Origin of the sequence: Leadbetterella byssophila DSM 17132, from assembly GCF_000166395.1 — a bacterium.
In the GTDB taxonomy this organism is placed as follows: Bacteria; Bacteroidota; Bacteroidia; order Cytophagales; family Spirosomataceae; genus Leadbetterella; species Leadbetterella byssophila.
The window spans coordinates 1,773,228-1,792,776 of sequence record NC_014655.1; the positions used below are offsets into that span (position 1 = coordinate 1,773,228).

17 protein-coding genes are annotated in these 19,549 nt (G+C 40.8%); 5 read left to right on the forward strand and 12 right to left on the reverse strand.

The window, feature by feature from the left end:
- Positions 1 to 58 precede the first annotated feature (58 nt).
- The gene (locus LBYS_RS08440) at positions 59 to 832 is read left to right on the forward strand and encodes an AMP nucleosidase (RefSeq protein WP_013408452.1); all 774 of its coding nucleotides are present in this window, start codon (positions 59 to 61) and stop codon (positions 830 to 832) included.
- On the opposite strand, the gene LBYS_RS08445 is transcribed toward LBYS_RS08440, so the two are convergent.
- The 8 genes from LBYS_RS08445 to LBYS_RS08480 all read right to left on the reverse strand — a co-directional run bounded on the left by LBYS_RS08445 (position 829) and on the right by LBYS_RS08480 (position 9,855).
- Positions 829 to 2,160, reverse strand: coding sequence for a tetratricopeptide repeat protein (locus LBYS_RS08445; protein WP_187287936.1), 1,332 nt, complete (start codon positions 2,158 to 2,160; stop codon positions 829 to 831). The two genes, LBYS_RS08440 and LBYS_RS08445, sit on opposite strands and share 4 nt — an antisense overlap.
- A gap of 57 nt (positions 2,161 to 2,217) precedes the next feature.
- Positions 2,218 to 3,108: a site-specific tyrosine recombinase XerD gene (gene xerD / locus LBYS_RS08450; RefSeq protein ID WP_013408454.1), complete on the reverse strand. Its 891-nt coding sequence runs from the start codon at positions 3,106 to 3,108 to the stop codon at positions 2,218 to 2,220.
- Positions 3,108 to 3,524: an OsmC family protein gene (locus LBYS_RS08455; protein WP_013408455.1), complete on the reverse strand. Its 417-nt coding sequence runs from the start codon at positions 3,522 to 3,524 to the stop codon at positions 3,108 to 3,110. Before LBYS_RS08455 ends, xerD begins: the two co-directional genes overlap by 1 nt.
- Positions 3,521 to 4,771 (reverse strand): aminopeptidase P family protein, encoded by a 1,251-nt coding sequence (locus LBYS_RS08460; RefSeq protein WP_013408456.1) that lies wholly within the window; start codon positions 4,769 to 4,771, stop codon positions 3,521 to 3,523. The genes LBYS_RS08455 and LBYS_RS08460 overlap by 4 nt, the downstream gene beginning before the upstream one ends.
- The gene (locus LBYS_RS08465) at positions 4,771 to 5,559 is read right to left on the reverse strand and encodes an N-acetylmuramoyl-L-alanine amidase-like domain-containing protein (RefSeq protein WP_013408457.1); all 789 of its coding nucleotides are present in this window, start codon (positions 5,557 to 5,559) and stop codon (positions 4,771 to 4,773) included. The genes LBYS_RS08460 and LBYS_RS08465 overlap by 1 nt, the downstream gene beginning before the upstream one ends.
- A gap of 8 nt (positions 5,560 to 5,567) precedes the next feature.
- Entirely contained in the window at positions 5,568 to 6,026 is a 459-nt protein-coding gene (locus tag LBYS_RS08470) for an Lrp/AsnC family transcriptional regulator (RefSeq protein ID WP_013408458.1), read from the reverse strand.
- 440 nt (positions 6,027 to 6,466) lie between these two features.
- Positions 6,467 to 8,653 (reverse strand): beta-N-acetylhexosaminidase, encoded by a 2,187-nt coding sequence (locus tag LBYS_RS08475; protein WP_013408459.1) that lies wholly within the window; start codon positions 8,651 to 8,653, stop codon positions 6,467 to 6,469.
- Entirely contained in the window at positions 8,650 to 9,855 is a 1,206-nt protein-coding gene (locus tag LBYS_RS08480; protein WP_013408460.1) for a bifunctional 3,4-dihydroxy-2-butanone-4-phosphate synthase/GTP cyclohydrolase II, read from the reverse strand. The genes LBYS_RS08475 and LBYS_RS08480 overlap by 4 nt, the downstream gene beginning before the upstream one ends.
- Before the next feature lie 134 nt (positions 9,856 to 9,989).
- Here LBYS_RS08480 and LBYS_RS08485 point away from each other — a divergent pair, with 134 nt between their 5' ends.
- Positions 9,990 to 10,520 carry an RNA methyltransferase gene (locus tag LBYS_RS08485; protein WP_041823535.1) on the forward strand — a complete coding sequence of 177 codons (531 nt, stop codon included), beginning with the start codon at positions 9,990 to 9,992 and terminating at the stop codon, positions 10,518 to 10,520.
- On the opposite strand, the gene LBYS_RS18270 is transcribed toward LBYS_RS08485, so the two are convergent.
- The 3 genes from LBYS_RS18270 to LBYS_RS08500 all read right to left on the reverse strand — a co-directional run bounded on the left by LBYS_RS18270 (position 10,496) and on the right by LBYS_RS08500 (position 14,714).
- The gene (locus LBYS_RS18270) at positions 10,496 to 12,844 is read right to left on the reverse strand and encodes a sialate O-acetylesterase (RefSeq protein ID WP_013408462.1); all 2,349 of its coding nucleotides are present in this window, start codon (positions 12,842 to 12,844) and stop codon (positions 10,496 to 10,498) included. The two genes, LBYS_RS08485 and LBYS_RS18270, sit on opposite strands and share 25 nt — an antisense overlap.
- 49 nt (positions 12,845 to 12,893) lie before the next feature.
- A complete protein-coding gene (gene pheS / locus LBYS_RS08495) occupies positions 12,894 to 13,913 on the reverse strand; it encodes a phenylalanine--tRNA ligase subunit alpha (RefSeq protein ID WP_013408463.1) in 1,020 nt (339 codons plus the stop codon).
- A gap of 90 nt (positions 13,914 to 14,003) precedes the next feature.
- Positions 14,004 to 14,714 carry a M15 family metallopeptidase gene (locus tag LBYS_RS08500; protein ID WP_013408464.1) on the reverse strand — a complete coding sequence of 237 codons (711 nt, stop codon included), beginning with the start codon at positions 14,712 to 14,714 and terminating at the stop codon, positions 14,004 to 14,006.
- Positions 14,715 to 14,838: 124 nt separating this feature from the next.
- On the opposite strand from LBYS_RS08500, the gene LBYS_RS08505 reads away from it, so the two are divergent.
- Positions 14,839 to 16,074 carry a spore maturation protein gene (locus tag LBYS_RS08505; RefSeq protein WP_013408465.1) on the forward strand — a complete coding sequence of 412 codons (1,236 nt, stop codon included), beginning with the start codon at positions 14,839 to 14,841 and terminating at the stop codon, positions 16,072 to 16,074.
- Positions 16,075 to 16,138: 64 nt separating this feature from the next.
- Here LBYS_RS08505 and argS read toward each other — a convergent pair whose 3' ends face one another.
- Entirely contained in the window at positions 16,139 to 17,899 is a 1,761-nt protein-coding gene (argS, locus tag LBYS_RS08510; protein WP_013408466.1) for an arginine--tRNA ligase, read from the reverse strand.
- A 93-nt stretch (positions 17,900 to 17,992) separates the two neighbouring features.
- Between argS and LBYS_RS08515 the strand changes: the two genes are divergently transcribed.
- Entirely contained in the window at positions 17,993 to 18,877 is an 885-nt protein-coding gene (locus tag LBYS_RS08515) for a YicC/YloC family endoribonuclease (RefSeq protein WP_013408467.1), read from the forward strand.
- Complete coding sequence (locus LBYS_RS08520) at positions 18,874 to 19,422, forward strand: DUF4126 domain-containing protein (RefSeq protein WP_013408468.1); 549 nt, start codon at positions 18,874 to 18,876, stop codon at positions 19,420 to 19,422. Before LBYS_RS08515 ends, LBYS_RS08520 begins: the two co-directional genes overlap by 4 nt.
- The last annotated feature ends 127 nt before the right edge of the window (positions 19,423 to 19,549 follow it).

A 19,549-nucleotide genomic window follows, 5' to 3' on the forward strand; every position in this document is an offset into this window, starting at 1 on the left:
AATTTTTTCACCAACAAATTGGTTCTATACCTTAATATAAAATTCAAACCTCAAATATATGCAGACTAAAGAACAAATCGTACAAAACTGGCTTCCTCGTTACACAGGAACACCTCTAGAAGAATTTAGACCCTACATCCTCCTCACTAACTTTTCGAATTATGTAGAAATGTTTGCAAAGAAGTTTAAGGTTGAAGTTAGAGGAATTGGGAATGCCATGCAGACGGCCTCAGCAGGAAATATCACCATCATCAACTTTGGAATGGGAAGCCCTATGGCTGCTACAGTCATGGATTTACTAACTGCCATTAACCCTAAAGCCGTATTGTTTTTAGGGAAATGTGGTGGCCTTAAAAAAACAGCTTTGGGGGATTTCATTCTTCCTATAGCCGCAATCAGAGGAGAAGGTACCTCAAATGATTATGCTAAACCTGAGATTCCGGCCCTCCCCTCTTTCCGTTTACAAAGATCCGTTTCAGAAATGATCGTTAAGCACAAGATGGATTATTGGACCGGTACCGTTTACACCACTAACCGTAGAGTGTGGGAACACGACGAGGAGTTTAAAGCTTATTTGAGAGAGATCAGAGCCTTAGGTATTGATATGGAAACTGCCACGATTTTTATCGTAGGATTTATGAATTCCATCCCTCACGGAGCTTTACTTTTAGTATCTGATAACCCCATGACACCAGAGGGCGTAAAAACAGAAGCCAGCGATAAAAAGGTTACCGCCAGCTTCGTGGAAAAACATTTACAAATAGGAATTGATGCCTTAGATGAACTTGCTAACAGTGGGGCATCCGTGAAACATTTACGTTTCGAGAATTAATTACAATAATCTTTGATCAAGGTATATGCGTTGGCATAACCTAATTCACCCGCTCTACTTAAATCTACGCAGCCTGCATTTGTTTCGCCAATGGATACTTTGATCAAACCTCTTACATAATAAGCTTCCGGATATGCCGGATGCAATTTTAATGCACTTCCGAAGTCAATAACCGCTTCCGTTTGCATACCCATGGCAGACTTGGCCATTCCCCTAACAAAGTATGCTTGAGGGTAAATGGGATTGATTTCAATGGACTTATTCAGATCAGAAAGGGCATCCTTGGTGTTATTCCCTCTTAATTGTGCTAAACCTCTAACAAAGTATCCCTCTGAAAGGTCTTCTGATAAAGCAGGTATAGGAAAAGTATAGGTTACCGCTTCACGTAATTTATCTAGCTGGGCCTTTGACAAGGTTACATATTGATTTTTGACATCCTTAGTTGATGATTTTGTGTCCAAAATCTTCCCTAAATCATCTATAGCAATCTTATGATTATATAGCATAGTTAAGGCGAAAGCTCTTCCATAGTAAGCTTCTTTTAGATTGGGATCTAGTCTTAAAGCACTATCAAAATCAATCTTAGCTCCGTTAAAATCTCTCAGCCTACTTTTAGCAAAACCTCTTAAGGCAAACCCCTCAGCACTTTGAGCATCCATCTTTATGGCTTCATTCAAATCCCCCAGAGCTTTTTCAAATTCTTCCACTTTGATATAATTCTTACCTCTCTCTAAGAAGGGTTGAGGACGTTTATTGTTCGATTCAATAGCAGAAGAATAATCGGCTATGGCACCTTTATAGTCTCCCATCTTTGCTTTACATAATCCTCTACTATAAAAGGCTTGGAATTTTTCTTGAGCAGATGGGTTTAGTTCCACCACCTTATTAAAGTCTCTAACGGCTAAAGGAAGATCATTTAACTTAGCAAACAGAACTCCTCTTTGAAGGTAAGATTGAACATCTTTTGGCGATAGCTCAATGGCAATATTAAAATCCTGAAGAGCGGCTCCATTTTCGTCCTGGCTACTCTTACTTATAGCTCTGTAGTGATAGGAAAGGGCATCCTTCGGAGAAATCTGAATAGCCCTGTCAAAATCTGAAATGGCCCCTCTATGGTCTTTCAGTGCTTGTTTAGCTAAGCCTCTATTGAAATAACTGCTGGCATTATCCGGATTCATGTTAATGGCTGTACTAAAAGCAGAGATAGAGCCCAGATAGTCTCCAGATTTACTTTTACTCACTCCTAAATCAAAGTAATCAGAAGCGGTTTGTTGGCCGTAGGAATTCAATGCTGCCGAAAGCAGTATGGCTATATAAATTTTTTTCATGGGCATGAGATTATTGAACCTTAAAATTACAAGGTTTTCATACCTACACCAAAAAAACTATGCTCTAGGGTGAAATTCACGAAGAGTTTGTTGCAAGAAAGCACGATCTAAGTGGGTATAGATCTCAGTGGTCAAGATACTTTCGTGCCCTAGCATTTCCTGAACTGCCCGTAGGTCAGCTCCACCTTCTACCAGATGGGTAGCAAAACTATGTCTTAGCGTATGAGGAGAAATGGTTTTCTGAATACCTGCAGCCTCCGCAGCATTTTTTACTACATAGAAAACCATGACTCTGCTTAGTGCGGCTCCTCTTCTATTGAGGAATAGATGATCCTCGTATCCCTTTTTTATATCCAGGGAAGGCCGAACTAAGGTCTTGTATATTTCAGTATAGTGTATGGCTTGTTTACCAATGGGTACTAGTCGGGTCTTACTCCCCTTTCCCCTTACCTGCAAATAACCCTCTTCAAAAAAACAGCGAGAGATCTGCAGATTAACTACTTCAGAAACCCTCAAGCCTGAACTATAGAGCACTTCTAACATGGCCCTGTTTCGGGTTCCCTCCGGAGTTGAAAGATCAATACCTTCCAATAAGGCCTCCACCTCCTTTACTTGCAGTACCTCAGGAAGCTTTCGAATCAATTTTGGCCCTACGAGAAGAGCCGTGGGATCTGTATCTCTAATTTTTTCTAGTCGGAGGAATTCAAAGAAGGCTTTAATTCCACTTAGCATTCGGGCTTGAGTAGAACTTGAAAGTCCCATCTCAGAGATAGTTTCTATGAATGCATATAAATGATCCTCTTCTACGGTATTGGGTGCAACCTTTCCATCTAAAAAGGAGGCCAGTGCTCCTAAATCGCGTAAATAACTTTCCACGGAATTTGGTGCAAGCCCCCTTTCTAATTTCAAATAATTCTTAAAAGCTCGAATTGCCTCCGGCCACAGCATTAGTTCTGCCAGTTGAATATAAATTCTTGTTCAATATCCGGATGTAGACTTAAGGCTACCGGACAGGTTCTCCCTACTCTCTCATATCTCTCTTTTTCTTCTGCTGATAATACAGGTTCTGAAATCAGGGAGAACTCCACTTTGACCTTAACTATCCTTCTTGGAGCATCTGCACTCATCACTTTAGTGATGCTTACTTCGCTACCTTTAAATTCATGTCCTGCCTTTTCTGCTGCTATACTCATAACAGTCATGGCGCATGCTCCTAATGATGTGGCCGTTAAATCAGTAGGTGAGAATGCCTCACCTCCTCCGTTATTATCTACCGGCGCATCTGTTTCTATACTTTTACCTGAAGCTAAGTGGGTAGCTACATTATTCAAGCCCCCTTTATAAACGATCTTTGCAGTACTCATATCATTAAATTTTCTATGTCTTCTATCTCAATAGGTACATGGGCCATTAGGTCCACATTTCCTGATTCTGTAATCAGTATATCGTTTTCTAAACGTATACCTATGCCTTCCTCTTGAATATAAATTCCAGGTTCTAAAGTTAGCACCATTCCCGGGGCAAATGGAGTTTTCTTTTCTCCTACGTCATGTACGTCTAGTCCTAAGGAATGAGAAACCCCATGAGGCAGATATTTCTGGGCAGCATTGGGGTGTGCCCCGGGCTTGATCAGGCCTAAGTGTACTAACTCTTCTCTTAGCAGTCGCATGGCTTCAGCTTTCATCTGAACCACCGTATTCCCTATAACCATCTGTTCTCTCAAGGCCTTGAATATTCGAAGGACTGAGCTATACACTTCTGCTTGCCTTTCCGTGAAATTCCCGTTGACCGGCAGGACTCTGGTCATATCTGCCTTATAGTTACCATACTCCGCACCGAAATCTATCAAAAGAAGATCTCCGTCCTTACATTGAGCATTATTATCCACATAATGAAGCACACAAGCATTAGCACCCGTAGCCACGATAGGAAGAAAGGCATGATGCCTAGATCTCCTCATCAAGAATTCATGGCTAATTACAGCTTCTACTTCAAACTCGTACCTTCCCGGTTTAAGGAATTTAGCCGCCCTCTTAAGTCCCGCGTAAGTAGTGTCTATGGCCTTTTGAATATATTCTATCTCCGTAGCACTTTTTATCATCCTTTGGGCATCTAAAATCTTAGAAGGATTCTGAAGAATTACGTTGGGATATTTCTCAAGCAATAGCTCTCTAGTCCATGCTGCTCTCGACCTAAAACTAGGAAAACGATCTTCCTGGGTAAGGTCCGTATAAAAATAGACTTCACTTTTGATCTTTTGATCAAGAACTTCCCAAAATGCCTCAAGCCACTCCACTCTGCGGATTCCTGATACTTGAGTTCCTTCTGTTCTACTAAGTTTTTCACCTTCCCAGATCTTAATCTGTTCTGAGGTTTCTGTCAAGAATAATATTTCTTCCCCTCCCTTCTCCAAGATTAAATAACCTTCCTCTTGATCTATTCCGGTCAAATAAAAGAAGGCATTGTTCTGGATGAAGCCGTAGGTTCCGTCAGCATTGGATGGTAACAAATCATTACCTGTAACTATCACGAGGGCTCCATCCGGTAACTGTTCTAAAAATTTCTTCCTGCGCAGCACATAATGTGCTGCATCTAATCTTTCGTATCTCATCACTGCTTCGTCACTCGAAAAATCATGATTCCGGAGTGCTTTTTAATCCTATTTAAATATTGTTCCAAAGTTTCTTGCGAAACTACGACCTTCTTTTCTTCCAGGGATGCATGAAGCAAATGCCACTTCCCTTTTTTCTGAACAGCAATACCCTCATGGTTCACATCTAAACCCTTAACGTTAGAAGTAAAAGCTATGATGTCACCCTCCTTAATTTGGCTTTCAATAGCCTTAAACTTTTCCTTTGGAACATAATAAAAAGGCCCTTCATTCAATTCCTCCTCAGAGGCTTGAATCTCCTTATACACCTTTTCATCTGCTAAGGCAGGATATAGTTTTCTATTATTAGACATAAAGTGGATGGGCTTGTCCTGCACCTCTCCTATGTCTTCTGTAATATTCATCAAGAAGCCATTTTCCGTAGCCTGCCTTGCCCAGTCCAGAAAGTAATGCATTCGAGAACCGTAACCGTCTATAACTCCATTCCTATATCTTAACACTTGCAGATATTCCCTATATATATCCCAGCCCGCTTCCGCATTATGTTTAGCTAGTGAGATTGCTAATACATTTTCTACCAAGGTAAAGCAGTCAAACTCCTCCAAATTAATAACCAAAGCTTCAGGAGACTTCTCTAGCGTAGCTGCTACATACGGTTTACCTAAGAAACCAGTGGCCACATCTATCATGGTAGCACTCATCTTTTCTTTAGGAGGCTTTTGAAAGATTTCATTCATTTGTGCCAGAGAAGCAAATGAACAGAAGAAGAAAAACAAAAATAGACGCATATTAAGACTTAAATTAATGGAGCTGATCTATTCAAAGACTCGTCCAAAGAAATAATGGTTTCCGTACGCTGGATACCAGGCAACTTCTGTATTTTTTCAGCCAAAACATCTCTAAGGTGAGTGGTATCTCTACAGATCAACTTGACAAACATACTATAATTTCCCGTAGTATAATTGATACTCACAATTTCCGGAATCTGCATCAGTTCATTCTTAGCATGTTCATATAATTCCGGCTTATCCAGATATATCCCTAAAAACGCCGAAATATCCCAGCCTAGTCTCTTCACATCTATCTTGATGCTTGAACCTACGATAATACCGGAATTCTCCATTTTTTTAACGCGTGCGTGAACTGCTCCCTGCGATAAATTCACCTTTTCACCAATTTCTTGATAAGATAACTTAGCATCTTCTAAGAGAATCCTAAGGATCTTATAGTCCGTTTCATCTATGTTCTCCTTCATTTCTTTAGTTATTAGATTTTATCAATGGTCAAATTTAAATAATATTTTGCAATAAAACACTTAAACTATATAAATTATTAAAATACTATTTTTTTTCAACAAACTCTTTAACATATCAGAAAAACACCTTACCTTTGTATTGTAATTGAAACGGCGAGTAACGCTCTAAATACTGTAGGATGACGAAACTGGCAGCCGTGCCCTCCTGTCTCGGGGGTGATGACAACAGGATAAACGTAGTGTAAGCCGGACAGGTTTAGTCTCGACTGGGGTTGACCACCAAAGTTGCACTATGGCTAACTGCATCGTGGGCGGTTCGACTCCCCCTCCTACAGCACGTGAATAGCATGGATGCGTCCATGCTATTTTCCCATTGTTTTTTAGTTTGTTGATGAAGTATAGTCATACACACAGTCTCCGCTTGAAGATTGTGTGTTTTTTTATTCTAAGCTTATCTCATCTAAAAAAACCCAGGTAGGTAAACCTTCAAATGCATGACCTACTGGCCAAGGTCCGGCATTCTTTGCCTCCACCTTTATATATTTTACTTTCTTTCGCTTTAACTTCACTAAGACTTCACCTGCACCTTCTTTAGAAATGGGAGTAGTACTACCTAAGCTTTCGTACTTTTGCCCATCTTTAGAACCATATACATTAACCAAGGCAGGCATTTTGATCCAGGAACCTTCTTCCACCAATACTCCAAGAACTAATTTCTTCACCTTTTGAACATCCTTTAGCTCCAGATAAATATTGGCATCTTTTCCTTCAAAACCCACCCATTCATCAAAGTTCTTTATATCTCCCCTCTGACCGTCTGTGAGTAACCCCTTATATACTTCCCTCCGAGGTGTTTGCCCATAACTATAGGTCAAACCGGTCACTAAGGATGGCACATATTTTGTCCTATAGATTTTACTTCTTTCTTCTCCCATGAATAATGCCGCCTCAATCTCCTGTTCACCTTTCAAAGGAATGGGCCCCTCATACGTTTTTGCCCCTCCCCAAAGTTCCCCTGGTGATTTGTATTTTATAGTCCCTAAAGGGACACTAGGAATCAAAGCCAACTTCAAGCCATCCTCTTGAACAACCTTAAACTTAACATTCAGATAAGATGAAGAGGCTCTCAAGTCCGGCCACTGCTTCAAACGCTCATAAACCCTAAGCGCGAAATCAGAATAGCCTGTCTTTTTTTTACTCCATCCCAGTTCAGCTACCGCTAATATCCGCGGAAAAAGCATATACTCCACCTGAGCTTCTGTCCGAATATACTCTGTCCATAAGTTGCCCTGCACCCCAAGTATATTCTCGGCTTCTTCAAGGTCAAAACTATAGACCTTTTCTAGAGGAAGAAGACTCCCATTAGCCAAAGGTTCCATCTCCTTTGGTCCCTGATAATAATCCAAATAGAAATGTGAAGTAGGGCTCATGATGACCTTATGGCCCTCCTTCGCCGCTTTATAGCCATGCTCTGTACCTCTCCAAGACATAACTGTGGCACCCTCAGGCGTCCCTCCCTCCATGATCTCGTCCCAACCAATAATCCTCCTACCTTTGGAAACTAAAAACGTAGAGATTCTTTTGATGAAGTACGACTGCAATTCATTTTCATCCTTCAAACCTTCTCTTTTGATCAAATCCTGGCAATAAGCTGATTGCTTCCAGGTCACTTTTGGAGCTTCATCTCCTCCTATATGTATATAAGCAGAAGGAAAAAGATCTACTACCTCCTCCAATACACCTTCTAAAAATTGGAACGTTTGTTCTGTAGGGCAAAAGATATTCTCTTCCACTCCCCAACCTGTCCAAACCTCGTATGGTCCACCCGTGCACCCCAATTCCGGATAGGCCGCTAATGCCGCCTTAGCATGTCCGGGCATCTCAATCTCCGGAATAACTGTAATATTCTTTGAAGCGGCATATTTTACCACTTCCCTAATCTGATCTTGCGTATAAAACCCGCCATATGGTTTCTCTTCGTATCCCGCTTCCTCAGTATGCCCTAGCAGCGTTCTCTTCCTTATGCTACCTATCTCAGTAAGCTTAGGATATTTCTTGATCTCAATCCTCCAGCCTTGATCATCCGTCAAGTGCCAATGAAAGGTATTAAGCTTAAATGCTGAAATAACATCTAATAGTCGCTTGATATATTCCACCGAATAAAAATGACGGGCTACGTCTAACATGACCCCTCTATAGGCAAATCTGGGGGCATCTTTTATCCATAGAGCAGGAATTTGCACCAGTCGAGTACTCCTGTCCACCGGCACCGCTTGAATAAGCGTCTGAACCGCATAAAAAAATCCGGAGTAACCGGATGCTTTGATAAGGATCTTATCAGAAGAAATATCTAATGTGTATGCCTCCTGCGGCAAGCTATAATCAACGGTTACTTGGATTTGGTTTTCCCTCTTGGCTTGAACCTTAGGAATACTTACACCTGAAAGTTGATTGATCTTATGAAGCAGGGGAGATAGAGCATCTTCCCCTGTTTTATTTTCAGCAAAGAATGTAGTTTCCGCATTAAATGTAAATTCTCCTTTTTTGGGGAGCACTACCTCCGGTTGTGGCAAAAAATGTTGAGCCTGACAGAGTACACTTAATAAACAGAATAGTATTATTTTCATTGGGCGAGTATGGAATGCCCTAATTTATCACGTTTTGTTGACAAATAGAAAGCATTATGCGGATTTGGTGCAATTTCTATGGGCACATTCTCCACAATCTCTAATCCATATCCTATCAAACCGGCCCTCTTGCGTGGGTTATTAGACATTAGACGTAACTTCGTCACCCCTAAATCTCTTAATATCTGAGCACCCACTCCGTAATCTCTTTGGTCTGCTTTAAACCCTAATTCAAGGTTAGCTTCCACGGTATCTCTACCTTGCTCTTGAAGTTTATAAGCCTTGAGTTTATTCAGCAGACCTATCCCTCTACCCTCCTGATTCATATAGACTATAACACCCTTTCCTTCTTTCTCCACTTTAGCCATGGCTGCATGAAGTTGAGGACCACAGTCGCATCTACAGGAACCAAAGATATCGCCGGTAACGCAAGAAGAGTGTACACGCACCAGTACAGGCTCATTTTCCTCCCAAGTACCCTTGATCAGAGCCAGGTGCAATTGGTTATTATCATTCTGACGGAAAGCGATTAATTCAAAATCCCCAAACTCAGTAGGCATTTGCACACCAATCTCTCTAGTAATCAAGCTTTCATTCTTTAAGCGGTAAGCAATCAGATCCTTGATAGAGACTAATTTTAGACCAAATTTATCCGCGATTACCCTACATTGTGGTAATCTGGCCATAGTTCCGTCTTCGTTCAGAATCTCAATCAAAACCCCTGCAGGTTCTAAGCCTGCTAGCCTGGCAAAATCCACTGCGGCCTCTGTATGTCCTGCTCTACGAAGCACTCCACCATCTTGAGCCATAAGTGGGAAAATGTGACCTGGCCTTCCTAGATCTTCCGGCTTTGTATCTTTATTTACTAAAGCTTGCAAAGTTTTAGCTCTATCAGAGGCTGAAATACCTGTGGTACATCCATGACCTAATAGGTCAACAGACACCGTAAATGCAGTTTCATATTCTGCGGTATTTCGATTAACCATGGGATTCAACTCCAATTCATGGCAACGCTGTGCCGTTAATGGCGCACACATTAGACCCCTCCCCTCTTTCACCATGAAGTTCACCATTTCCGGTGTTACCTTTTCAGCCGCGCAGATAAAATCGCCTTCGTTTTCTCTGTCTTCGTCATCTACGACAATAATGATTTTTCCGTTACGGATATCTTCTATTGCCTCTTCAATACTGTCCAAAACCATAAACCTTAGTTTTTATGCAAATTTACCTGCAATTTTAGTACTTTTGACCCCCATTTAGGGAAAGTTATGCGGGTGTAACTTTTCTACTACTAAAACCCTTATTTTGGTATAAAAGTTTATCTTATTTACAAGTTATGAAAAAGTTATCCATGGAAGAGCTTGGAAGAATTTCTGTAGATGAATTCAAGGCCGTTGAGAAGTTGAATCTGGACCTTATTTTGGATGACATCAGGTCTATGTCTAATGTAGGTTCAATCTTCCGAACTTCAGATGGATTTCGGGTAGGCAAGCTTTACTTATGTGGAATAACCGCCACTCCGCCTCACAGGGAAATTGAAAAAACTGCCCTAGGTGCTACGGCATCAGTAGATTGGGAATACAAAGAAGATGCACTTGCTTTGGTTAGAGCATTAAAACAAGCAGGATATAAGATTTTAGCACTGGAACAAGCTGATAATAGCACGTACTTACAGAATTTTCGACCAATCAAAGATCAAAAGTATGCTCTTATCCTAGGAAACGAAGTCTTTGGAGTAAATGAAGAACTGATTGCAGAAGCAGATGAGGTGATTGAGATCCCTCAGTTCGGCACGAAACACTCTTTTAATGTGAGCGTTTCGGCCGGGATGTTCCTTTGGGATTATTTCGCGAAGAGTATAGGATAAGTTTTTGACTTTCCGTCAAATTTTAACCTTACCAAATACTTACCTTGTAGGTTCTTAGATGTTAAATCTACTGTACGTGGGTAAGATACACGGTCAAAAACGGTATGGTAAACTTCTCTACCTCTTAAATCATAGACCGTGAAATCCACATTTTCTCTTTCCCCGTCTGAAGTCACATTTAGTACTCCCGTAGAAACAGGGTTAGGGTATAAACTAAAACCGGTCAAATTATTGGGGTCTTCAGCTAAGAATACGTCAGAAATTTCAGAAGTACATGCCACGGATCCTCCCACCGGAGTCTGGTAGGTATGAATACCTTTAACCTGATAATTGCCAGGCTGCTGCATGTGCAAAAGATTCCCGGTTTCTCCCTCGATCTTTGTACCTGTAAAGCTCCAATCAAATGTAACCTCAGGGTCAGGAGAATCTGCTCTTAGGTAGAATGGACCACTGTAAGACAAGGAAGGCTTACCCGGGTTAGGATAGAACTCGTATGCTAAATGATCTGATTCCGGACTAGGACAGTTAGGTAAACTATACAAAGTAGCACTTACAAAAGGAGAATCATTACTTCTTAATGTAATTTGATTCGAAGTGGCACCTGTGTTCCATTTGATATCTGCACCTTGCACATTAGTAATGGCCACTGTTATACTTTCTCCATCACATTTGAACCCTCCTCCATCTAAAAACATCAGCTGAGGTTTAGCCGGCGGAGCCTTGAAACTTACGTTATAGTTTTGAGTACTATTGGAATAACAGTTTTGATCTGAACGATATTGAGCGGAGAAATTACCAGGGTTACGCACATTCAAGGTATTTCCAGTGGCTCCGGTGTTCCAGTAAACCTGATATTTTGAGGTAGGAACTACTAGACGAACATCTTTCCCTTCACATCCTACCAATCCATCAGGTGCAGTGATGGATGGAATAGTTTTCAGGAACACATCACTTACATTAATGACGTTTGAACGAAGAATATTACCTACGTTATCTTTTACCGTCACTTGGTAAGTACCCCCTCCGCTATATACTTCATGACCACGATCTCCTGATGTCCAATAATATTCACTGTATAGATTATTCAAAGTCAATCTTACGTTTGACCCCGAATTACAATAATGCTGAATCTTCGGCACATCCTTAGCAAAGATGGGATTGGCAGAAGAGAAGAAAGCATCCGTCAAGGCGGCATCCCATGCCTGAGCTAATTCAGTCAAACCAGGGCTGTTAGGCGCATTCTGGAAGTGACCACCGTCATACCTATTCGGCTGAATACCATCTGTACTTGGACCTGCATAAACTCCGGCTACACTATTGATAACCATGTTTTGGCCTTCAATTACCCTATTGTCTTCCGTTCCTTGGTATCGAGAAGCTCGAGCCACCACCCATGGAATAAAAGAGCCAATATCCTGACGCGACTTATCAATGATATAACTTAAATTATTAAAATACTCTCTCGGAGAAAGACCCACTCCGTTAGTAAATCTATCATACTCTCCCTGATGCCACAGCACTGCTCTGAAACCTAAGAGGGCATTGAAAGATTGTAATGTAACTTTAAAACCTCTATAAGGTGCTCCACTTTCCAGCTCAGTACCAAAGGTTTCATTATACGCTGGAATCCCCATAGCTGAGCGTACCCAGTTAGTAGAAGAGGTGCCGGTAACAGCTGCGTTAAAGAATAACACAGGGACATTTAAACGCTGAACTAAGCGATCACCTAATTCTCCCCAACAATACGCCGTATATCCAGTAGGTCCTATAGTACCATAGGCCTCAACCTTCCCAAATGAGAAATTATCTAGAATATTAGGTAAGTTCCTATACTGATCTGTTACGTAAGTATCAAAATAATGAGGAAGATAAGCATTTACTCTATCATCATTTGCACTTTTAGGATTAGGAGAGACTCCATAACCTTGAGCGTTTGATTGACCTGCTATAACAAAGACTTCACCTATGCCCACTCTTTCCAAGGTTTGACGGAAAACTTCAGTATTATTCCTAATACCTCTGACTTCCAATCTATACCAACCGCCTTGATTAGTGATCTTTCCGGAATAAGCTTGACCGTCTACTCTATTATCAATGACTTGCCAGTCAGTAGCTACCCCTTGGTTGATCACCCTTGGAGTCAAGCGAGCTTCCACTCTGTCACAGTCTTGAGCTACTCTTCCATAAACGTTGATGGAACCTACGTTTAGGTTATTCCTTTGGAACACCATACGTTCAACAGGAAAGTCAATAGTAATTTGAGCCCAAGCACTAGTTCCCAATAGGAAGAAGAACATGAACGCAAAAATCTTTTTATAAGTCATGAAGTTCAGTATTATTTTAGTTTAAAAACTGTCTTATTTTAGGGTAGGATCAGATTCCGGAGAATTGCGACAAAAAGCGCTTCTCATTCTCGAAGAACAAACGCAAATCATTGATCCCGTATTTCAACATAGTTATTCTTTCAATTCCCATACCAAAAGCAAATCCGGTATATTCTTCCGGATCTATGCCACAGTTCTGTAGCACATTTGGATCCACCATTCCTGAGCCGGCAATTTCCACCCAACCGGTATGCTTACATATATTACATCCATCACCTCCACAAATAAAACAGGTCACATCTATCTCAGCACTTGGCTCAGTAAACGGAAAATATGAGGGTCTTAGACGGATTTGAGTATCCTTTCCAAACATTTCTTTTGCAAAGTGTAAGAGAGTATCTTTCAAGTCTTTAAAAGAGACATTCTTATCTACATACAAACCTTCCACTTGGTGGAATTGACAGTGTGCACGAGCAGAAATAGCTTCATTTCTATATACTCTACCTGCCATGATGGAACGAATAGGAGGCTTCTTTCTATCCATCAAACGAATCTGCACATTAGAGGTATGTGTACGTAACAATAGATCTTCCTTAGCGGTCTCCCCTTTTTGCACGAAGAAAGTATCTTGCATCTCCCTTGCAGGGTGATTTTCCGCAAAGTTCAATGCAGAGAAATTATACCAGTCTGATTCAATTTCCGGACCATCTTCTGCACTGAAGCCCATTCTTGAAAAGATCTCAACAATACGCCTTCTGATTAAGCTTAGGGGATGTATGCTTCCCACGGAATCCGGAATAATCGGCAAGGTCAAATCCTCATCTGGAGCTTCAGATCCTTGAGCTCCGGAATTTTCCTGCAACTGCTGAAATTTAGCTTCTAACTCATTTTTAAGTACATTCAATTGCTGCCCCATCTCACGCTTGAGATCCGGACTCACTTTTTTGAATTCCTCAAAAAGACCATTAAGTTTTCCTTTCTTACTTAAAAAGGTCAACCTGAACTGCTCAGCGGCTCCAGAACCAAATTCTTCAGCCTCTTTCCGTATTTTATTTATGCTCTCTAACACCCCTTGAAATTTTCAGTCCGCAAATATACTATATCACGGAAATTTTTAAATAAAACGCTTGAAGTTTGTGCCTTAATGCTCTTAGTCTCCCTATTTTATTAATTGGTATTTCTTAGCGGCAGTTTTTCTGGAATAAAAATCAAAATGCCACCATTCTGAGGTTATAGGGGTAAATCCGGCATCCAGCATAATAGACCTTAAAAGGATGCGATGGTTTAATTGGCGTAGACTTAATTTTCCTTCATTTAGCATTTTTCTTTCTAAACGAGGATAGGCTAAATCTCCAAAATAATCATAGGGAGTACCCATATCCAAGGGTTTTCCCGTTTGTGTATCAAATAGGGTAAGATCTACTGCACATCCATAATTATGGATAGAAGCTTCTTCAGGGTCGGCCAAATAATTCTTTCTGTCTTCTAGGGATAGAGTATCTAAAGAAGCCCATAGCGTTTCTTGCACTTCTAACGGGCGGGCAGCATCATAAACCAATAGCCTTAAATGAGGATAATCTTCCCTCAACTTTTGGCTTGCCTTAACCAATGCCAATGCCGCTTCTTCCTGCAAGAAGGCTAATTCCAGGTTTCCATACAAGTCTGTACCTGAGAAGTTATCCGTTGAACTGTACTTTAGTTCTACTTTGATCTCCGGATCTAATTCTTGGAGGTCCAATAAACCCTGCTCACGCATCAGAACTTCATAGGGACTTAAGCTGAGGTTCTCACTTTGAGGGAAAAGTTCATTCACTTCCTCCGGACTCAAGGCACGCGGCAATACCACGGGCTCCTCACAGCTCACTCCCATAGTACACCACAAGCAGAAAAGTGTAATGTGCGTTTTTAGCCTCATTCCAGAGTAAAGAAATCAAAGTTTAAAATTAGCACATACCGTGCTATATTTACGCAAAATATTTAATAAATCCTCTTAAATGGCCTTAAATTACATTTGGGTAGGCTTCTTTATAGTTGCCTTACTCGTAGCCCTAGCAAAATGGTTATTCCTTGGAGATACCCTGATTTTTAAACAATTGGTAGAAGGAATGTTCACTTCAGCTGAAAGTGCAGTGATGAATATAGCTTTACCCCTAGCAGGAGTAATGACCTTCTTTTTGGGTATCCTGAAATTAGGAGAAGAGGCAGGAGTGATCAGAGTTTTGGCCAAGCTAATTTCCCCTTTCTTTTCACGATTATTCCCGGAGGTTCCAAAAGACCATCCGGCTAACGGACAAATGATCATGAACTTTTCCGCAAACATGTTAGGACTGGACAATGCCGCCACTCCCTTTGGCCTAAAAGCCATGCAAAGTTTGCAGGAATTAAATAAAAAGCCGGATGAAGCCTCTAATGCACAGATCATGTTTATGGTCTTACACAGTGCCGGTCCTGTTTTGATCCCCATCTCCATCATGGCCCAAAGAGCCATTTATAATGCAGCAGATCCTTCAGATATCTTCATCCCTGCCTTGATCTCTGTGTATATGGCTACCTTTACCGGCTTACTATTCGTTGGAATAAAACAAAAGATCAACTTTTTCGATAAGGTATTGTTTTCTTGGTTAGTTGGACTCACCGCTTTTGTAGGATTTATACTTTGGTACTTCTCCAGATTATCTAAGGAGGAGATAGAAACCGTCTCTGGAGTTATATCAAACCTCATTCTTTTCCTTTTCGTCACAGGTTTCGTAGGTGCCGCATTCTATAAGAAAGTGGATGTGTTTCCAAAGTTTGTAGAAGGTGCCAAGGCAGGATTTGAAACCTCCGTAAAAGTGATGCCTTATCTGGTAGGAATGTTAGTTGGTATTAGTGTCTTCAGAGCTTCTGGAGCTTTAGATTACATTGTAGAATTCCTTAAATGGATGTTCAGCTTTACAGGCATCAATACGGAATTTACTCATGCCCTTCCTACCGCCTTAATGCATCCATTAAGCGGCAGTGGTTCCCGAGCCATGATGATAGAAGCCATGAAAGAATATGGCGTGGATTCATTCATCGGAAGACTATCCTGTGTATTCCAGGCTTGCTCTGATACAATACTTTATATACTAGCATTATACTTCGGTAGTGTTAGCATTAGAAATACAAGATATACCCTATGGGCAGGATTACTGGCTGACTTGGCCGGTGTAGTGACCGCAATAGTGGTCTCTTACATTTTCTTCTATTAAGCATAAAAAAATCCCGTTTTACCTACCAAACGGGATTTTCTATAATTTCATATCTAAGAATAATTTACATCTTCTCCGGAACTTCTATTCCAAGCAACTTCATTCCTTTCTTAATCACTTCAGCCACTTGCTCAATCAGAGATAATCTAAAGTTTTTAAGCACTTCATTCTCCTCGTTTAATACCGAATGTCTAGAATAGAAAACATTAAAGGTTTTAGCTAACTCATACACGTAGTTTGCTATCACGGCCGGAGAGTACTCAGCTGCTGCTGCATCAATGATCTTTCTGAAATCCTTCAGTAAAAAGATCACTTCTATTTCTTCTGCATTTACATTAGTGATATCTGCAGGCATTGGGAACTGATCCTTCCCTGATTTTCTAAGAATAGACTTTATCCTTGCGTGAGTATACTGAATAAAAGGACCTGTATTTCCCTGGAAGTCAATAGACTCTTCCGGATTGAACAACATCCTCTTCTTAGGCTCTACTTTCAGTAGATAGTATTTCAAAGCGCCTAATGCTACCATACGGTAAAGTTCTTCCAGTTGGCCCTCAGAGAACCCTTCTGTCTTGCCTTTCTCTTCGGTGATGCTCTTTGAGGTTGCAATCATGTCTGAAACCAACTCATCTGCGTCTACTACAGTACCTTCCCTACTCTTCATTTTGCCTGATGGCAAGTCCACCATACCGTATGAAAGGTGATATAGTCCGTCAGCATAAGGACGACCCAATCGCTTCAAAATGGCAAAGAGCACTTTGAAGTGATAGTCTTGCTCATTACCCACCACCCAAATGGACTTCTCCGAATGGAAATCCTGGAACTTAAGATCAGTAGTTCCTAAGTCCTGAGTGATATAAACACTGGTTCCATCTCCGCGCAGAACTAATTTATGATCCAGACCCTCATCTGTTAAATCTATCCAAACGCTATTGTCTTCCTTCTTGTAGAAAACCCCTTTGGCTAGGCCTTCTTCTACTATATCTTTACCTAAGAGATAAGTATCTGATTCGTAATAGGTTTTGTCAAAGTTCACCCCTATGGTTTTATAGGTAAAATCAAAACCTTCATAAACCCATCCGTTCAGTTTTTTCCATAACTCTATAATCTCAGCATCTCCATTTTCCCATTTAACTAACATCTCCTGGGCTTCCACCAGGATGGGTGCTGTCTTTTTTGCTTCTTCTTCAGACACTCCCTCGGCAACCCATTCTTCTATCTCTTTCTTGTAGTGCTTGTCAAACTCCACATAATACTTACCTACAAGATGGTCTCCTTTTAAACCTGAAGATGCGGGAGTTTCTCCATTACCATAGCGTTGATATGCCACCATGGATTTACAGATATGAATACCTCTGTCATTTACCAAACAAGCTTTAGTAACTTCATAACCTGCCTCCTTCAATATTTCGGCCACCGAATATCCCAGGAAGTTATTTCTCAAGTGGCCTAAGTGCAGGGGTTTATTCGTATTAGGGGAAGAGTATTCCACTAATACATTTCCTTTGGAAGCTTCTGGATTTTGACCCTCTTTTACTCCTCTGAAAACTTGAATCCAAGCCTCATCTTTCAAGGTAAGATTTAGAAAGCCTTGAACTACTGTATAAGAAAGTACATATGGGGAATTTTGGATCAAATAATCACCAAGAAGTTGACCAATTTCTGCCGGGGATTTCCTGGCTAATTTTACCAGACCGAAGAAAACGTAGGTATAATGACCTTCAAAGTCCTTACGGGTAGGTTGTAGAGTCACCTTATCCTGATGACCAAATATCTCAGCCACGGCCTTTTCAATCTCCGCTGCCAGTACTAATTCTATATTCATATCCAAATTTCAATTTCGCTGCAAAATTACACATTTCCCACGGCAGCTCGTATTTTTATCCTTAGATTTACAGCAAACTATACTGACTTTTTTATGTTGCAATCCATGACCGGCTTCGGTTCGGTACAAAAAGAGACCGCCAAGCAGACCATTGCCGTAGAAATTAAATCCCTGAATTCTAAATTCACAGATATTTACTGCAGGCTACCAAAAAGTTTATCCTCGAGAGAAATAGAGATAAGAAATCTGCTTCAGAAGGAATTAGAGAGAGGAAAAATTGATATCACTTTAAACCTTATACCGAAAGAAGATGCCCTTGCATCTACTTTAGTCAATAGAGCCTTAGTAAAGGCCTACTTCAAGGATTTGATGCAAACTGCGGCCGAGTTAGATTTTGAGGCTAGTCCTACGGAAGTTTTACGCATGGCCACGATGATGCCTAATGCATTTAATAATGGCATACAGGATGCAGAAGAAGCAGAAGAAGCCTGGAATGAAGTTTTGGCCGTAGTAAAGGAAGGCATAAAGAAATGCCAAGAATTCCGCATCAGAGAAGGTCAAGGCACCAAATTGAAGTTTATTGAATACATCAACAATATCAAATCATTGTTGGAAAAGGTCATAGAGCAAGACGCGAAGAGAATTCCCAATACCCGAGAAAAGATTCAAAGAGCTATTGGCGACTTTGTAAACTCAGAGAACTTTGACAAAAACAGGTTTGAACAAGAACTGATTTACTATATTGAGAAATTCGATATTTCCGAGGAGAAGGTCCGACTAAACGCGCATTTAGAGTACTTCATCAAAGAGCTAGAAGGAAATTCCAATGGTAAGAAATTGAACTTCATCGCTCAGGAGATTGGTCGGGAGATTAACACCATAGGATCTAAGGCAAATGATGCAGAGATCCAAAGACTGGTGGTTCAAATGAAGGATGAACTGGAGAAAATAAAGGAACAAACTTCCAATATCCTATGATAACGGGATTAATGCTCGGACTGGGACTAAGTGCCAGTTCGGGCTTTAGAATCTTTATTCCCTTACTTGTTTCAAATTTAGCAGCCAAATTTGGCTGGGTCTCCATCAGTCCGGATTTCGCCTGGATGGCTTCAGACCATGCTACTATTATTCTTTTAGTGGCAACTGTCGTAGAAATAGCAGCCTATTACATTCCTTTTATAGATAATCTTCTTGATTCCCTTGCTTTACCGGCATCAGTCATTGCAGGCACACTTTTGACCTCACAGTTTTTAAGTATTACAGACCCTATACTTCAATGGGGATTGGCACTTATTGCAGGGGGTGGAGTAGCCGGAAGTGTACAGGCAGGTACTAGTCTGCTCCGACTAGGCTCCAGTAAGTTTACGGTGGGCACTGGAAACTCCATAGTCTCCACAGGGGAGAATATCATTTCTTCTATCCTATCTGTCTTTTCCATTATTTTACCTGTTCTTACCGGCTTGATGGTAATAGGACTTCTATTTCTTTTGCTTAGGAGGAAAGTCAGTTCCAAAAAGAGCTAAATAGTTAATAATCAACATAAAATACCAATAGGTGTTTTCACGGTTTTACCCCCGTTAAATAACCCATTTTTTCACGCTAGCTGGCTTAAAAGCGGTTTTCCAACTAAAGAGAGCTAGCGGTGGATTG

What these genes read in the sequence shown, in the direction of transcription:
- LBYS_RS08480 (WP_013408460.1), bottom strand. Translation starts at nt 9,855, where the DNA reads ATGGTTTTGGACAGTATTGAAGAGGCAATAGAAGATATCCGTAACGGA.
- LBYS_RS08475 (WP_013408459.1), bottom strand. Translation starts at nt 8,653, where the DNA reads ATGAAAATAATACTATTCTGTTTATTAAGTGTACTCTGTCAGGCTCAA.
- LBYS_RS08485 (WP_041823535.1), top strand. Translation starts at nt 9,990, where the DNA reads ATGAAAAAGTTATCCATGGAAGAGCTTGGAAGAATTTCTGTAGATGAA.
- LBYS_RS08470 (WP_013408458.1), bottom strand. Translation starts at nt 6,026, where the DNA reads ATGAAGGAGAACATAGATGAAACGGACTATAAGATCCTTAGGATTCTC.
- LBYS_RS08505 (WP_013408465.1), top strand. Translation starts at nt 14,839, where the DNA reads ATGGCCTTAAATTACATTTGGGTAGGCTTCTTTATAGTTGCCTTACTC.
- LBYS_RS18270 (WP_013408462.1), bottom strand. Translation starts at nt 12,844, where the DNA reads ATGACTTATAAAAAGATTTTTGCGTTCATGTTCTTCTTCCTATTGGGA.
- argS (WP_013408466.1), bottom strand. Translation starts at nt 17,899, where the DNA reads ATGAATATAGAATTAGTACTGGCAGCGGAGATTGAAAAGGCCGTGGCT.
- LBYS_RS08455 (WP_013408455.1), bottom strand. Translation starts at nt 3,524, where the DNA reads ATGAGTACTGCAAAGATCGTTTATAAAGGGGGCTTGAATAATGTAGCT.
- LBYS_RS08520 (WP_013408468.1), top strand. Translation starts at nt 18,874, where the DNA reads ATGATAACGGGATTAATGCTCGGACTGGGACTAAGTGCCAGTTCGGGC.
- LBYS_RS08500 (WP_013408464.1), bottom strand. Translation starts at nt 14,714, where the DNA reads ATGGGAGTGAGCTGTGAGGAGCCCGTGGTATTGCCGCGTGCCTTGAGT.
- LBYS_RS08515 (WP_013408467.1), top strand. Translation starts at nt 17,993, where the DNA reads ATGTTGCAATCCATGACCGGCTTCGGTTCGGTACAAAAAGAGACCGCC.
- LBYS_RS08465 (WP_013408457.1), bottom strand. Translation starts at nt 5,559, where the DNA reads ATGCGTCTATTTTTGTTTTTCTTCTTCTGTTCATTTGCTTCTCTGGCA.
- LBYS_RS08445 (WP_187287936.1), bottom strand. Translation starts at nt 2,160, where the DNA reads ATGAAAAAAATTTATATAGCCATACTGCTTTCGGCAGCATTGAATTCC.
- xerD (WP_013408454.1), bottom strand. Translation starts at nt 3,108, where the DNA reads ATGCTGTGGCCGGAGGCAATTCGAGCTTTTAAGAATTATTTGAAATTA.
- LBYS_RS08460 (WP_013408456.1), bottom strand. Translation starts at nt 4,771, where the DNA reads ATGAGATACGAAAGATTAGATGCAGCACATTATGTGCTGCGCAGGAAG.
- LBYS_RS08440 (WP_013408452.1), top strand. Translation starts at nt 59, where the DNA reads ATGCAGACTAAAGAACAAATCGTACAAAACTGGCTTCCTCGTTACACA.